We start from the raw sequence: 15,535 nt of genomic DNA, 5'->3' as shown, positions 1-15,535 counted from the left end.
CGCGTTGTGGCCGGCAGGCGCACGTCCCTGCCCGTCATCCGCGTGCCGCATCGATAGCCCTGGCCGCACGGGGGCTGTTAGCAGTCCGGCGGTCCCGGCGCCTGAGCCGGCCGAGCTGGCCGGGTCCGTACACAGGCACCCTGAGCATGCTGACGCAGGCCAGCACCGCGGCGCCCGCCACCGGCAGCACGGCGGAGGGCGGCAGCCAGGCATGGTGGATCAGCAGCCCGATGAGCGTCTCGACGAACGCGATGACGCCCAGTACCACAGCCGTTCCGGGCGCCGTCAGCCCGAGCCGCCGCAGCCGGTGCGCGATGTGGTCGGTGCCGCCGAGCAGCAACGGTCGGCCCCGCCGGTGACGGGAGACGAGGACGAGCGCGGTGTCGGCGGTGACGACGAGGGTGAAGGCGAGCAGTGCGCCCGTGGTGCGGGCCGGGGTGTGGCCGGCGTGCAGCAGTACAGCGGCGGAGGACAGCACGAAACCGGTGAACAGCGAGCCGCAGTCGCCGAGGAAGATCCGGGCGGGATGCCAGTTGTGCAACAGGAAGCCGGTGAGGGCGGCGGCCAGTACACAGAGCAGGAGGGCGAGGCCGGTACGGCCCTCGGTGATCGCGCAGATGGCGAGCCCCAGCGCGGTGAGGGCCGCGACTGTCCCCATCGCACCGTCCGAGTTGTCCAGCAGGTTGAAGGCATTGGTGATGAAGACGATCCACAGCACGGCGAGGGCTCCGGTCACCAGCCCCAGTCCGCTGCCGTACGCGACGGTCCCCGCGGCACCCGTCTCGACGACGAGTCGCGCCCGGGGTCCCAGCTGCCGCAAGTCGTCGACCAGCCCGAGCACGGCGACGGCGGCTCCGGCCACGAGCAGCGTGCCGACCTCCCGGCCCAGCAACGCCTGCCCGGTCCACGGCCCCGAGGAGGCCGCGCCGAGGGTCCCCACGACCACTGCGACCCCGCCGAGGTGGGGGATGGGGCGAGTGTGCGCCTTGTGACCGGCGGGACGGTCCAGGAGACCGGCACAGGTGTGTCCCCACCGCAGCGCGAGGGCACGCAGGAGTCCGGTCAGTACAGCGGTGAGCAGCAGGGCGGCCGCTGCGGCCGCTAGCGTGTAGGGCACGGTGAAGGTCCTCTCAGACCAGGGTCAGGCTGGCACCGCTGCGCGTTCGACGCGCGCCTCGGCGATGGTCGCGTCGAGGATGTCGTCGAGGGTGCGCTGCGGCCGCCAGCCGGTGAGGGCACGAATCCGCTCGGTGTCGGGCAGTCGGCGCTCCATGTCCTCGAAACCCTCGCCGTACGCCTGGTGGTAGGGGACCAGCCGGATCTCGGAGTCGCTGGCGCTGCGTGCGATGACACGGGCGGCCAGCCCGGCAATGGTGGTCTCTTCGTTCGTACCGATGTTGAAGACCTTGCCGACCGCGTCCGGATGGGCGAGAAGCCGCAGCAGGGCGTCGACGACGTCGGCGACGTGCGCGAAGCAGCGCCGCTGCTTGCCGTCGCCGTGCACGGTGAGCGGTTCCCCGTGCACGGCCTGGCGTACCAGCCGGGGCACGACCATCCCGTACGCAGGGCTCTGCCGCGGTCCGACCGTATTGAACAGCCGCACCACGATGGTGGGCAGGTTCAGTTCGCGGTGGTAGGCGAAGGCGAGGATCTCGTCGACGGCCTTGGCGGTGGAGTACGACCAGCGCGCCACGCTCGTACTGCCCAGGATCCGTTCGGAGTTCTCGGCGAGCGGTCCCGAGGAGTTTTTCCCGTAGATCTCCGAGGTGGAGGCGAGGAGCACCCTGCGGCGGTAGCGGTGAGCCGCCTCGATGACCGTCTCGGTGCCGCAGATGTTGGTGGTGAAGGACTGCAGCGGCCGCTCCACGATCAGCCGGACGCCGACGGCTGCGGCGAGATGGGCCACCGTGTCGCACTGCCGGACCAGTTCGTCCACGAGCAACCGGTCGAGCACGGAGCCGTGGACGAAGCGGAAGCGTGGATTCTGTCGGGCATGGTCCAGGTTCTCCTCACGGCCAGTCGTGAGGTTGTCGAGGACGACGACTGTATGGCCCTGTGCGAGCAGGGCGTCGGTGAGATGTGAGCCGATGAAGCCGGCACCGCCAGTGACCAAATACGTCGTGGGATTCATACGCCGCCTGTCCGGTTGCGGTATCCGAGTGACGCCAAAGCGGCATCCGGCATGTGACACAGGCAAAATTACCTGTTTTATCCCAATATAGAGCGAACAACACGGCTCACATCGCGCATCGACATCGGAGACATCACACATGGGATCAACAGCGACCTCGGCACCACAGAACGTCGTCCTGGTGGTCGGGTTGGGATACGTCGGACTGCCGTTGGCGGTGCGCGCAGCGGAGGCGGGCTTCCAGGTAACCGGCCTGGACAGCGACGAGCAGCGCGTCAAACGGCTGGAGGCCGCCGACTCGTATATCGAGGACATCCCAGACGAACGACTACTACCGCTGCTCGACTCCGGACAGTTGAGCGTCACCACCGATTACGCGGACGCGGCCGGCTTCGACGTCTGCGTGATCAGCGTGCCGACCCCGCTGCGCGACGGCACCCCGGACCTGCGGTGCGTCGAGAGCGCGGGCCGGTCGATCGCCCCGCTGATGCGTCCCGGCGCCGTCGTGGTGCTGGAGTCGACGACGTACCCCGGCACCACCGAGGAGATCCTCCTGCCGATCCTGGAGGCGGGCAGCGGGCTGCGGGCCGGCAAAGGATTCCGGCTCGGTTACAGCCCGGAACGTATCGACCCGGGCAACACCCGTTGGCATCTGGAGAACACCCCCAAGGTCGTCTCCGGCATCGACGACGACTCCCTCGAAGCCGTCACGGAGTTCTACGACCGGATTGTGGCCCGGACCGTGCCGGTCTCCTCCCCGCGCACCGCCGAGTTGACCAAGCTGCTGGAGAACACCTTCCGGCAGGTGAACATCGCGCTCGTCAACGAACTCGCGATGTGCGCCCGGCCCCTTGGTGTCGACATCTGGGAGGCGGTGGACGCGGCCGCCACCAAGCCCTTCGGCTACATGCCCTTCACCCCGGGGCCCGGGGTGGGCGGTCACTGCCTGCCGGTGGATCCCTCGTATCTCTCCTGGCAGGTACTGCAGAAGCTTCAGCATGACGTGCGCTTCGTCTCCCTCGCCCACGAGATCAACGAGCACATGCCCGAGTACGTGGTGCGGCGCGTCGAAGGCGGCCTGGCCGGACTCGGACGGCCGCTGGCCGACGCACGGGTGCTGGTGTTGGGGCTCGCGTACAAGAAGAACACCGGGGACGTACGGGAGTCTCCCGCCGCCACCGTCGCCGAACTGCTGATGGGGCGCGGCGCGCGGGTCCGGGCCGTGGAGCCGCACGCCGATCCACAGTTGCTGCCGCCCGGGGTGCTGTGCGTCGACCTGACCGAGGCGGAGATCGCGGCCACGGACGCGGTCGTAGTCCTGACCGACCACGACGACTTCGACTACGGTCTGGTGGAGCGCCATGCGACGTATGTCTTCGACGCCCGCAACCGCTGCCGGGGAGACCGGATCGACCGCCTGTAACCGGCGGCGGCATGAGTGGAGGGTCGAGCAGACCTACGGGATCTTGATATTGCACCGGCGTATGGTCCGCGACTACGAGCACCATCCGTCCTCGTCCGCCTCTCGCGTCTACTGGGCGATGACCCACGTCATGGTCCGTCGCCTCACCGGCACGAACGCCTCTACCAGGCGCGACCCACCTCGATGGCGAGCCTGACGGCCTGTGCACCGGCTTCATCCGTGTGCCGGACCTGACGTGGTCCCGGATCAGTCATGCCTCCGAGGCCGTCGAAGCGGGCCAGCGGATCACCGCTGAGGTGATCGTGGCCGAGACACGCTCAGGGCAGGTCACGCTGTCGTTGAAGTCTCTGCAGGAAGATCCACTCACTCGCCTTGCCGATCACGTCGGCCGAGTCGTCACGGGGCCGATCACCAAGATCATTCCTTTCGGTGTGTTCGTGCAGCTTGCCTCGGACATCGAAGGGTTCCTTCACCTCTCAGAACTGACCAGTGAGCCGGTTGAGACGCCTGACCAAGTTGTCGGCGAAGGTGAGCTGATCACGGTCAAGGTCGCTGAGGTTGATCTTCAGCGTCACCGGGTGCGGCTGTGCGCCGCTGAAGGTCGGGGAGAGCAGCCACCCTGGCCGCCGGGGGACGAGGATGGGTAAGCGACCGTTCGGTGCCAAGCACCCTGGTCTCAGTTGCAACCGGCATGTCATGGACGACTGAGACGGCCAGGTCACCATAGTCCGCGGATTCCAACTACCTCGTCACGTCACATCGGTCCTGGCCTTCCGAGTGGAAACGGCTCCGGCTTCGATGTCTGCGGCGAGCTGGTGAGCGTAATCGGTGAGTGCTTTCCGCAGGTCAGCGTAGTGATGCATCGGATCGGGGCGGGTGAGTTGGAACCATGTGGTGTTCCGGCGTCGCGCCCAGTCTTGCTGGATGTCCAGTGGTTGCTCGGCTTCGATGGGGTGAGGGGCGAACAGGTGCTCACCACGCGTGACGTGGACCCAGATGAACACGGACGCGTCCTGGCGCTTGCGATCGTCGAGGGCGGGTTGCTTGCCGCGCAGAGGCTCCAGTCGACCGGTCAGCTCCTGCCAGGTGCTGGGATCGAGGCACCAGTCGCGGAGGGCTTCGCGGCGGTACTGATAGTCGATGAGTCCGTCGGCTCGGTCGCTGAGTTCTGTGGCGAGGCCGCTTAGGGCGATACGGAACTCCTGCACTTCGTGGGTGGAATTCAACCAGATGTGAGTGTTGTCTTCGGTGTAAAGCGCCTTCTCGGCTTCGACGCCGAGGTAGCGGGCGGCTTCGGGGATTGACGCTTGAGTGGTCCACTGGACGAGTTGGACGGCTGCGATCCGTCGGAGGATCTTGTGGTCGGTTGGGCCGTCGAGTTTCTGGAAGTGGCGGGCATACCAGTCCGGTTCCAGGTGGGCGGGAATGTTTTCAGCCCGGTAGCCGGCGGCGCGGGTGGAACGTGGGGCGGCCCACCCAGGAGAGGGGGAGTAGGTGCGGATGAGGGGTGCTGCGGCAGTGCGCAAACGCTGTGAGCAGGATTTTTCGTACTTGGTGAAGATCTGGGCCCATCCCGCGCGAGCAGGGGTGCCGGTGAGGGCCGAATCGAAGAATTCAGCGAGGACATCACGAAGACTGTCGATCTGTAGCAAGGAGTGGGCAGCGTCGAGGACCGCACCGCAGGCAATGGGGTCTATAGGGGAAGTGTCGTGGACTCGGATGCCGCCAAAGGTCCTTCGGGCGTCAGCCTCGATGCCGACAACCGCGGCGAATATGGAGTCGACTCGACGACTGCCATGGGGCCACGAGATAGTGATCAACGCAGTGAGTAGATGCAGGTCACTGAAATACTCGCGGACTTCGTGATTGACGTCCTGGGTTTTGAGGAGGCTGAGAAGATGATGTTGCAGTGCCAGCAGCCGGGGGCCAGGGCGCAAGGCAGGGAGTGGAGCCTGGTCGAGCCGGGCCCGGCAAGGAGGTCGTCTGAGCCTTCGAGCGGTAGGGGGTAATGGATAGCGACATGCGGTGGGGTGGAGACCGCGAAAGCCGTCGAAGGGGATCAGTCTGGACGCTCGGTCGTAGTCCGGTGGCTGCCCGCCCTGCGGACAGTGGTGACGGAGGAAGCACTCGTGCTGTGGACAGGCGAAGACGATTCCAAGGTGCCATTCCTTCTTCCAGGGACCGCCGTATTCGCGCTGGATTGGGCTGTCATCCCCAGCCAGGCACTGGGGACAGTAACGGTCGAGTCCGCCCAGGATCCATTTGTCGATCTGTGGGACTTGGCCGTGCAGCGGCGGCAACCAGCGTTGGATCGGCGGGTAGTTGCGACGCCACGTGCTCAGCGTGAGGGACCTGGCCTCCTCGCGCGACAGCCGGGTAGCTTGGGTGAACTCGTTGAGTGACAGACCGGGGAGCTCTAGGCCCGGACTTCGCGGGTCGCTGAAAAGGTTCGCCGCAGCGGCTCTTCGGCGTCCGAACCCGACCGGATCGGACCGGCATTGCGATCGCCGTTGCGGACCGGACTGAGCGGCGATCGGTCGTGACCAGTTGATCTTCACGATCGGGTGACCTGCGAAGTACGGGTCTAGGACGAGTCGACGGGGGAGATGGCCGCCGTTGGTGGACACCAGGCCAGAGGTGCGCCCGAGCTCGGCGGGGGTCAGACCGAGCCGGTAGGACAGCCGCAACAGGTAACCGGGCAGGGACTCGTCTGGCAACGGATCAAGGCTCCGGGGAAGGGGAGGCACCGGCGTATTCAGCTTCCGGTGTCCGCGGCTGCCGGGCCGTGGTCGTCGAGCACGGTGTTCCTGGGGCGCTTACGTTTGGCCGAGCGAGGGTCGGCGGCAGATCTGCTCTTGACCGACGGGATAGCAGGGACTTCTCCGGCTCCGGGATCGCGGGCGGTGTCCCCGTCGACGGTGATGGCGATGCCTTCGAGAAGGCTCTCGGTCAAGCACTCCTTACTCGAATCGATGGCTTCCTGGCAGCCGTCTTCGATCAACCGTTCCAGCAGGCCGACCACGCCGTTGGTGCGCTCGAAGAGATACTCGGGCATACGTCCCCTGGTAAGCATGTCCGAGGGGGCGTTCATCAGCCTGAGCTGGGCTTCGACGCCGGTGAGGTGGTCAATCCAGGCGGTGATCTGTTCGTCGGTGTCGTAGCGGAAGTGATCAAGTTCAACGAGGTCGAAACGCCGCTCGGTCTGCGTCGCCTCCAGTCCGTGGACTTTGGCCTGCCGGGAGGATGGAAAGATCACCTGGCCTGTGCGGGGATCGTGCCGGCCCTCTCGGAGCAGGCCCGAGCCGGGGATGTCCACTCCGATGAGGACGAGGGTGACGTGCATGCTCATGAAGGCCCGGATCAGGTCGAGCGTGTCCTGATCATCGGCTCGATGGAGGCGGAGCCTCGAAATGTCATCCAGTAGAAGCGCCCTCGTTCCATGGTCATGCAAGGAAGCGGCGACCTGCCGGATCAGCTCGGGGAGATCCATGCGCGGGTGGATCGGGGCGCCGTAGAAGTTCAGGATGGCCTTGCAAAGGCTCTTCGGCTTCGCCGTCACCGGGGTTTGCACGTAGGCGACAGGAATGTGCAGGTCGCGGGCCCCGGCGACGGCATCTGGATTGAGGTGGCGCCGCAGTTCCAGCCAGGTGTCCTCGAACGTCGCCAGGATCTCGCATCCCGTCTCTGTCTTGCCCTGGTATCCCCCGCCCGTGACCATGACTCCGGCCCGGGTGGTCGGCTTGTGCTTGAGCGCATTGGTCATGACCCGTCCGTGCAGCAGCTTGGTGACGGCTTTGGTCATCGGGGTCTGTAGCAGCGGGAGATTGGCGTGCGTAGCCGCGCGGTGCAGATCGTGCAGCGTCTTCTTCCTCGGGCTCAGCAGTCGCCATTCAGCCGGACTCAGCCGAGGTGCGGGCACGAAGTCGTGGCGAGTGCTGCGCCAGCGCTCCCAGCCGTCAACCGTATCCCGCATCGGCGGAGGGCCCGGCAGGACGAAAGGGACAGATCCTCCGCCGCTCGGGGCACTCATGTGGTCCCCGATCCCGGCTCATCGGCCTGGTCGACGTCCTCGTCGGGCAGCAGGAACAGGCTGCGGGCCCGCAGGGACTCGCCCAGCAGAGGAGGCGCTGTCGGCGGCTGCGAGACAGCGGCCTCGCGGCGCCGCTGCCGGTCTGCAGTGACGGCTCGCCGAGTGGTGGCGGCCAGCTCAGATGGTGGGGCGGGTGGAGGAAGAGTGCTCAACGGAACCGGCGCCCGGTCGGACGCGGCAGCGCGGGCTCGTGCCAGCTCACGGGCCCGCTCGCTCTTCTGCTTGGCGGTCATCTGGGTGGGCCATGCCGCAACCGGCGTGCGTGCGGCCACCAACTTCAGCAGCACGGGCAGCAGTTCACCATCGTCGCGCGGCTTGAGGCCGGCGCGGGCCGCCTCGCCGAGCACTTCGCGTACGCGTGTATCAGAGAAGGCCGGGACGTCGTCTCCCGGCGGCAGGCCGTTCCAACTCAGGGCATGCCAAAGCCCCGGATGCTCGGGGTCCTCGAAATAGACCTCGCGGCAGTCCCTCGGATCGCGACTGATAGCCCACTTGCCCTCGTGCCGTCCGCTGCGGCCGGAGCGCTGGCCGCGATAAGGGTCCAGAACCGGGTCGGTGCCGCCGTACCAGAGTCCGCCGATCTTCACCCCGCGACGGCGGTCGATCTTCACGAAGTGTGCGGGCAGAAGCTCGTAGTACAGACTCGACTCAGGGATCTCCAGACTGATCCCGTCGCGGGCCGCCGCAGCGGCGAAGAGCGTGTTCGGACTGTGTCGCCCGCCCGGGTCCCAAGCAGGCGAATACTGATCAAGTCTCCGGTTTTGCCAGACTGCGACAACCCAGGTTGCCAACAGGTGCTCCATCTCCGCCAGCGTCCAGACCGCGTCCCCCTCCGGGTCCACTCCGCGGTCAGCGACATCGACGCCGCGGAACCCGAGCAGGAGTTCCAGCAGCAGCGACTGGATCCCGGCGAAAGCACGTTCGCAGGCAGCCTTGTCAGTCGGACGCATCGCACGGGCCGGCAACAACTCAATCCCCAACGTGCGCGCGACCTGGACGATCTGGTGATTTTTGTAAACGCTGCCGTGATCGCTGGTCACCGTCTCCGGAGCGAAGAACGGCAGGCCGGCCACCCGGTGCCCAGCGAACTCGGCCACCAAGGCGGCCGGGACGCCGGGGTAGGGCCACTCCATCTCCTCGCCCCAGTCCGGGCGCATCGGTAGCGGCAACAGCACATCCCGCAGCAGCATCGCCACCTCCACCGACGAGTCAGATACCGGCGTGAGACGGAACGCGACCAGCGAATGCGAGTAGGTGTCCAGGGCCAGGGTGAGATGGACGGAGATCGGGGCGCCGAAGACATCGTCGAGCACCTTCACCGGCAGCGGCGTGGTGTCCAGCGCGACCACCTGCCCCGGCCGGACGATCACCACCTTCGCCTTCCCCGTCTCCACCGCCGCGGCGGAGTGAATGTATCGCTGCCGGGCCCCTGCGGCGCCGAACCACTCCTTCCACACCTTCGCCAGCGTGGTGTAGTGCGGCACCTCCACCCTCTTGCCCTCGGTCTCGAACTTCTCCCGCACGTACTGGTGGATCAACCTCTCCTTCGTCTTCATGCTCAGCTTGGAGCGATGCAGCGACTCGGCATGAACAGCACGGATCGCCTCGGCGACTTCGTCCCCGATCGCCCGGCGGCCTCGCAGGGGTGGCGTCCACCTTCCGTCCGCCAGCCCCATCAACCCGTTCTCGTCGTACTGAGCGGCCATGCGTTTCAGCGTGCGCTCACTGATCCACTCCAGCCCCAGCTGTTTGGCCTCCTGGCGGTCCAGATCCTTCAGCTCGGCCACCTTCGCGCGTCGGCGCTCGGTCAGCGTGGTCCGCTCCGGGTCGTACTCGACCCTGGGCTCACCGGGCCTGGCCCATGACCGGCTGCCACTGCGGTAGCCCGTCTCCACCTCCAGCAGATGCGCCATCCGGATCCGGGCCCGCGTCAGGTCGTGCTCTTCAAGATCCTCATTCCGAGGCCGCTGCCGCGCAGCGGCCATCAGGCCCTCCCCACCGGGTAAACCCACGTGACATCGTCCAGCGGCTGAGTCAGGTCCATCGCCAGTCGGCGGTGCCAGAGCAGGTGAACCGCATGTACGCGGGCCACCGCAGGCAGCGACGTCTCCTCCGCCAGCTCTCCGAACCGCCGAGGGCGCTCCCGTACCAGCCCCAGCAGTTCTCCCTGAAGCCCGAGGCGGTCGGACATCGGGCGCCTCCGTGCGGACAGCGCATCAAGGCCGGTCAGGACCTGGCGGCGCCAGCCGGACGCCACTAGGTAGCGCCACCCCACCGCACCGGCCGCCCACTCCGTTGCGGCGAACTTCACCAGATCCTTGTCCTTGACCAAATGACCGGGTCGGACATCGATCAGCACAGCCGTATCGGGCAAGAGCACCAGGAAGTCCGGCGTGTGGTCCTCACTGCCGTCCGCAGTGGTGAACCGCAGCTTGAACGGTTGCGACAACACCTCCACCACCTCGCCGGCGAAGTCCAGGGCAAGCAGCAGATTCCGCTCGGCCAGGCTCTCGAAGCCATGCATTCGACCCGTGGCCAGCAGGTACTGCAGTCCGGGACGGTGCCGCTGTCCCGCCCGCCAGGTGAACCCGCGAACTGGCACCGACGCAATGGCCGGGACACTGGCCAGCTCTTGGACCGGGCAGATCACCTCCGCCTGCGCGGTCTTCCACCTCGCCGTCCACCGCCGGGCCCACCCGGACTCTGTGTCCAGCATCTCCGCCACCGCCGGATCGATGGCGTACGGCGCGACGAGGTCATCCAAAACGCAGCTGTGCGACCAGATCGGCCGGGATTCGATCTCCGGAGCATGGACCGTAACCGTCATGCCCCCAGAACAGCGCGCTTGCACCGCTTCCCGTACGGCTTCTCTCGAAGTCCCAGCAGGTCAGCGCTCCAACCGCTACCCTGCGTGCCAACAACAACGCTCAGCGGGGCCAACTCAAGCGCTAAAGGGCCAACTCAGCCGCTCAGTCTCACTTCGTCATCCCAGCAACCCTCAACTCGTTGCATAAAACTGCGGTAGTGCGTATAGTCATGCCATCGACGAGGAGGACTCGATGGTGGTACGTGCAGCAGTCGCAGGGGCGAGTGGATACGCGGGCGGGGAATTGCTCCGTCTGCTCCTCGCCCACCCCGGCGTGGAGATCGGCGCCCTGACCGGCCATTCCAACGCGGGGCAGCGACTGGGCTCTCTCCAGCCGCATCTGCTGCCGCTGGCCGGCCGCGTGCTGGAGCCGACCACCGCCGAGGTACTCGCCGGGCACGACGTCGTGTTCCTGGCGCTCCCGCACGGCCAGTCCGCCGCCGTGGCAGAGCAGCTCGGCGACGACGTGCTCGTCGTCGACATGGGCGCCGACTTCCGGCTCCAGAACGCGGCCGACTGGGACCGGTTCTACGGTTCGCCCCACGCCGGGACCTGGCCGTACGGCCTCCCCGAGCTCCCCGGCGCCCGCGCCGCGCTCGAAGGCGCGAAGCGCATCGCGGTGCCGGGCTGCTACCCGACCGCCGTCTCGCTCGCGCTCTTCCCGGCGTACGCCGACCGGCTCGTGGAGCCCGACGCCGTGATCGTCGCCGCCACCGGCACCTCCGGCGCTGGCAAGGCGCTCAAGCCGCATCTGCTCGGCAGCGAGGTGATGGGCTCCATGTCGCCGTACGGCGTCGGCGGCGGCCACCGCCACACCCCCGAGATGATCCAGAACCTCAGCGCCGCCGCCGGGGACCGCGTCACCGTCTCCTTCACCCCGACGCTGGCGCCCATGTCCCGCGGCATCCTCGCCACCTGCAGCGCGAAGGCGAAGCCGGGCGCGACGACGGCCGGCGTGCGGGAAGCTTATGAGAAGGCGTACGCCGACGAGCTGTTCGTGCACCTCCTCCCGGAGGGACAGTGGCCGGCGACCGCCTCCGTGTACGGGTCCAACGCCGTCCAGATCCAGGTCGCGTACGACGAGAGCGCCGGCCGTGTCATCGTGATCAGCGCCATCGACAACCTCACCAAAGGCACCGCCGGCGGCGCGGTGCAGAGTATGAACATCGCCCTCGGACTTCCCGAGGACACAGGTCTTTCCACGACAGGAGTGGCACCGTGAGCGTCACGGCACCGAAGGGATTCACCGCGGCGGGCATCGCCGCGGGGATCAAGGACAGCGGCAACCCCGACCTGGCCCTCGTGGTCAACAACGGGCCCCGCCTGGCCGCCGCGGGCGTCTTCACCTCCAACCGCGTGAAGGCCGCCCCGGTCCTGTGGTCCGAGCAGGTCGTCAAGGGCGGCCGGATCTCCGCCGTCGTCCTCAACTCCGGCGGCGCCAACGCCTGTACGGGCCCCAAGGGCTTCCAGGACGCCCACGCGACCGCCGAGAAGGCCGCGCAGGTCCTCGAAGGCCACAGCGCGGGTGAGATCGCCATCGCCTCCACCGGCCTCATCGGCATCAACCTCCCCATGGACAAGCTCCTGCCCGGCATCGAGAAGGCCGCCACCGAGCTCTCCGCGCACGGCGGGGAGAAGGCCGCCATCGCCATCAAGACCACCGACACCGTCCACAAGACGGCTGTGGCGGGCGGCGAAGGCTGGACCGTCGGCGGCATGGCCAAGGGCGCGGGCATGCTCGCACCCGGCCTCGCCACCATGCTCGTCGTCCTGACCACCGACGCAGACGTCGAAGCGGGTGTACTCGACAGGGCGCTGCGCGAGGCGACCCGCGTCACCTTCGACCGCGTCGACTCCGACGGCTGCATGTCGACGAACGACACCGTGCTGCTGCTGGCCTCCGGCGCGGCCGGGGTGACACCGGCGTACGACGACTTCGCCGCCGCCGTACGCACCGTCTGCGACGACCTCGCCCGCCAGCTCATCGGCGACGCCGAGGGCGCCAGCAAGGACATCCGGATCGAGGTCATCAACGCCGCGACCGAGGACGACGCCGTCGAGGTGGGCCGCTCCATCGCCCGTAACAACCTCCTCAAGTGCGCCATCCACGGCGAGGACCCGAACTGGGGCCGGGTGCTGTCCGCCATCGGCACCACGCGGGCCACCTTCGAGCCCGACGAGCTCAACGTTGCCATCAACGGCGTCTGGGTCTGCCGCAATGGCTCGGTCGGCGACGACCGCGACCTCGTCGACATGCGCTACCGCGAGGTCAAGATCACCGCGGACCTGGCCGCCGGCAGCGAGTCGGCCGTCATCTGGGCCAACGACCTCACCGCGGACTACGTCCACGAGAACAGCGCGTACAGCTCATGAGCACACGCAAGCACACCGCACTGCCAAAGGCGCAGATCCTCGTCGAGGCGCTGCCCTGGCTCACGCGCCACCACGGCCGGACCGTCGTCATCAAGTTCGGTGGCAACGCCATGATCGACGAGGACCTGAAGGCCGCATTCGCCCAGGACGTCGTCTTCCTGCGGCACGCCGGCCTCAAGCCGGTCGTCGTGCACGGCGGCGGGCCGCAGATCAGCGCGCAGCTCGACCGGCACGGTCTGGTGAGCGAGTTCAAGGCCGGGCTGCGGGTCACCACGCCCGAGGCCATGGACGTCGTACGCATGGTCCTGGCCGGCCAGGTGCAGCGCGAGCTCGTCGGGCTGCTCAACCAGCACGGCCCGCTCGCCGTCGGCATGACCGGCGAGGACGCGCACACCATCACCGCCACCCAGCACTACCCGCAGATCGACGGCGAGTCCGTCGACATCGGGCGGGTCGGCGAGATCACCGCCATCGACACCGGCGCCATCCAGGCCCTGCTCGACGACGGACGCATCCCGGTCGTCTCGTCCATCGCCCGCAGCGCCGACGACCACCACGTGTTCAACGTCAACGCCGACACGGCGGCAGCCGCGCTCGCCGCCGCGCTCGGCGCGGAGACGCTGATGGTGCTGACCGACGTCGAGGGTCTGTACGAAGACTGGCCGAACAGCGACGACGTGATCAGCCGGCTCACCGCCAGGGAGCTGGAGAAGCTGCTGCCCGACCTCTCCAGCGGCATGGTCCCCAAAATGAAGGGCTGCCTGCACGCCGTACGCAACGGGGTCAACACCGCCCGCGTGATCGACGGCCGCGTGCAGCACTCGATCCTGCTGGAGATCTTCACCGACGAGGGCATCGGCACGATGGTCGTGCCCGACGAGCACGAAGGGGGAACGGCGAAGTGACCGCGAACCAGGAGCTGACACAGCGCTGGCAGTCCGTCATGACGGACAACTACGGCACGCCCAAGCTGTCGCTCGTACGCGGCCAGGGTGCGAAGGTGTGGGACGCCGACGGCAAGGAGTACGCCGACTTCGTCGGAGGCATCGCCGTGAACGCCCTCGGCCACGCGCACCCCGCGATCGTCGAAGCCGTCTCCCGCCAGGTCGCCTCCCTCGGCCACGTCTCGAACCTGTTCATCGCCGAGCCGCCCGTCGCACTCGCCGAGCGGCTGATCCAGCTCTCCGGCCGCCCCGGACGCGTGTTCTTCTGCAACTCCGGCGCCGAGGCCAACGAAGCCGCCTTCAAGATCGGGCGCCTCACCGGCCGTACGCACATGGTCGCCACCGAGGGCGGCTTCCACGGCCGCACCATGGGCGCCCTCGCCCTCACCGGACAGCCCGCCAAGCAGGCACCCTTCCTGCCGCTGCCCGGTGACGTCACGCACGTGCCGTTCGGAGACGTCGAGGCCCTGCGGGCCGCCGTCACCACCGACACCGCGCTGCTGATCATCGAGCCGATCCAGGGCGAGCTGGGCGTCGTCGTCCCGCCCGAGGACTACCTGAAGGCCGCCCGCGAGATCACCCGCGCCACCGGCACCCTGCTCGTCCTCGACGAGATCCAGACGGGCATCGGGCGCACGGGCCGCTGGTTCGAGCACCAGGGGCACGACGGCGTCGACCCCGACATCGTCACCCTCGCCAAGGGACTCGGCGGCGGCCTCCCGATCGGCGCGACGATCGCCTTCGGCGACGCCGCCGACCTGCTCAAGCCCGGCCAGCACGGCACGACCTTCGGCGGGAACCCCGTCGCGTGCGCCGCCGGACTCGCCGTACTGGACACCATCGCGGCCGACGGACTCCTCGACCGCGTGAAGCGGATCGGGGAGAAGCTGCGCGACGGAATCGAGTCACTCGGGCACCCGCTTGTCTCCCACGTCCGTGGTGCGGGTCTGCTCCTGGGTATCGTGCTCACCGAGTCCCTTGCTCCCCAGGTGCAGCAGGCGGCTCAGGACGCCGGTCTCCTGGTGAACGCGCCCGCCCCCGATGTCGTACGGCTCATGCCGGCGTATGTCATCGGAGACGAAGAGGTGGAAACGTTCCTCCGGGCCCTGCCCGGCGTTCTCGACACCGCACACGGGGACCAACGATCCGGAGAATGACACCGATGACCGAGGCGCAGGCGCAGGACAACGAGCACGGCGGCCAGGCAGTGCCGCAGACCCGCACTGCCAGGCACCGCCGGATCGTGGACATCCTGAACCGGCAGCCGGTGCGCTCGCAGAGCCAGCTCGCGAAGCTCCTCGCCGACGACGGGCTGAGCGTCACCCAGGCGACGCTCTCCCGCGACCTCGACGAACTGGGCGCGGTGAAGATCCGCAACACCGGCGGCGAGCTGATCTACGCCGTACCGAGCGAGGGCGGCTTCCGCACGCCTCACGCGCCGCTGGGCGAGTCCGCCAAGGAGGAACGCATGCGGCGCCTCTCCGGCGAGCTGCTGATCTCCGCGGAGGCCTCGGCCAACCTCGTTGTACTGCGTACGCCGCCGGGGGCCGCCCAGTTCCTGGCCTCGGCCATCGACCAGGCCGAGCTGAACGCCATCCTCGGCACGATCGCGGGCGACGACACGCTGCTCCTGATCAGCCGCGACCCGGCGGGCGGCCAGGCCTTGGCCGACCACCTCCTGCGCCTGGCCCAGAACGACCGCTAGCCG

13 protein-coding genes and 1 pseudogene are annotated in these 15,535 nt (G+C 68.0%); 8 read left to right on the top strand and 6 right to left on the bottom strand.

The genetic code is table 11. From position 1 onward, the window contains the following. Positions 1-34 precede the first annotated feature (34 nt). Positions 35-1,117 (bottom strand): MraY family glycosyltransferase, encoded by a 1,083-nt coding sequence (locus J7E96_RS16780; RefSeq protein WP_215132257.1) that lies wholly within the window; start codon positions 1,115-1,117, stop codon positions 35-37. 24 nt (positions 1,118-1,141) lie between these two features. Continuing rightward, positions 1,142-2,131, bottom strand: coding sequence for an NAD(P)-dependent oxidoreductase (locus tag J7E96_RS16775; RefSeq protein ID WP_215132253.1), 990 nt, complete (start codon positions 2,129-2,131; stop codon positions 1,142-1,144). 139 nt (positions 2,132-2,270) lie between these two features. On the opposite strand from J7E96_RS16775, the gene J7E96_RS16770 reads away from it, so the two are divergent. From J7E96_RS16770 to J7E96_RS16765, 3 genes and pseudogenes are all read left to right on the top strand, one after another. After that, positions 2,271-3,554 (top strand): nucleotide sugar dehydrogenase, encoded by a 1,284-nt coding sequence (locus tag J7E96_RS16770; protein ID WP_215132249.1) that lies wholly within the window; start codon positions 2,271-2,273, stop codon positions 3,552-3,554. 16 nt (positions 3,555-3,570) lie between these two features. Then, positions 3,571-3,750: pseudogene (locus J7E96_RS37460) on the top strand (IS5/IS1182 family transposase); the annotation flags it as partial. Between the two features lie 25 nt (positions 3,751-3,775). Beyond that, entirely contained in the window at positions 3,776-4,201 is a 426-nt protein-coding gene (locus J7E96_RS16765; protein ID WP_308295997.1) for a S1 RNA-binding domain-containing protein, read from the top strand. Between the two features lie 102 nt (positions 4,202-4,303). On the opposite strand, the gene J7E96_RS16760 is transcribed toward J7E96_RS16765, so the two are convergent. From J7E96_RS16760 to J7E96_RS16745, 4 genes are all read right to left on the bottom strand, one after another. Continuing rightward, entirely contained in the window at positions 4,304-6,301 is a 1,998-nt protein-coding gene (locus J7E96_RS16760) for a TniQ family protein (protein ID WP_308295996.1), read from the bottom strand. 8 nt (positions 6,302-6,309) lie between these two features. Then, the gene (locus J7E96_RS16755) at positions 6,310-7,356 is read right to left on the bottom strand and encodes a TniB family NTP-binding protein (RefSeq protein ID WP_251070014.1); all 1,047 of its coding nucleotides are present in this window, start codon (positions 7,354-7,356) and stop codon (positions 6,310-6,312) included. A 224-nt stretch (positions 7,357-7,580) separates the two neighbouring features. Next, complete coding sequence (locus J7E96_RS16750) at positions 7,581-9,629, bottom strand: DDE-type integrase/transposase/recombinase (protein ID WP_215132245.1); 2,049 nt, start codon at positions 9,627-9,629, stop codon at positions 7,581-7,583. After that, positions 9,629-10,471, bottom strand: coding sequence for a TnsA-like heteromeric transposase endonuclease subunit (locus J7E96_RS16745; RefSeq protein WP_251070013.1), 843 nt, complete (start codon positions 10,469-10,471; stop codon positions 9,629-9,631). The genes J7E96_RS16750 and J7E96_RS16745 overlap by 1 nt, the downstream gene beginning before the upstream one ends. Before the next feature lie 232 nt (positions 10,472-10,703). Between J7E96_RS16745 and argC the strand changes: the two genes are divergently transcribed. From argC to J7E96_RS16720, 5 genes are read left to right on the top strand one after another with little or no spacing between them, the layout of a single operon-like run. Further along, positions 10,704-11,732: an N-acetyl-gamma-glutamyl-phosphate reductase gene (argC, locus tag J7E96_RS16740; protein ID WP_215132244.1), complete on the top strand. Its 1,029-nt coding sequence runs from the start codon at positions 10,704-10,706 to the stop codon at positions 11,730-11,732. After that, a complete protein-coding gene (argJ, locus tag J7E96_RS16735) occupies positions 11,729-12,883 on the top strand; it encodes a bifunctional glutamate N-acetyltransferase/amino-acid acetyltransferase ArgJ (RefSeq protein ID WP_215132243.1) in 1,155 nt (384 codons plus the stop codon). Before argC ends, argJ begins: the two co-directional genes overlap by 4 nt. Continuing rightward, the gene (gene argB / locus J7E96_RS16730) at positions 12,880-13,788 is read left to right on the top strand and encodes an acetylglutamate kinase (protein WP_215132242.1); all 909 of its coding nucleotides are present in this window, start codon (positions 12,880-12,882) and stop codon (positions 13,786-13,788) included. The genes argJ and argB overlap by 4 nt, the downstream gene beginning before the upstream one ends. A 38-nt stretch (positions 13,789-13,826) precedes the next feature. Beyond that, entirely contained in the window at positions 13,827-14,984 is a 1,158-nt protein-coding gene (locus tag J7E96_RS16725; RefSeq protein ID WP_251070040.1) for an acetylornithine transaminase, read from the top strand. A 5-nt stretch (positions 14,985-14,989) separates the two neighbouring features. Then, entirely contained in the window at positions 14,990-15,532 is a 543-nt protein-coding gene (locus tag J7E96_RS16720) for an arginine repressor (RefSeq protein WP_069929634.1), read from the top strand. The last annotated feature ends 3 nt before the right edge of the window (positions 15,533-15,535 follow it).

It is taken from the genome of Streptomyces sp. ISL-96, assembly GCF_018614035.1.
Taxonomy (GTDB): Bacteria; Actinomycetota; Actinomycetes; order Streptomycetales; family Streptomycetaceae; genus Streptomyces.
This window is presented reverse-complemented; position numbering and strand designations above follow the sequence as displayed.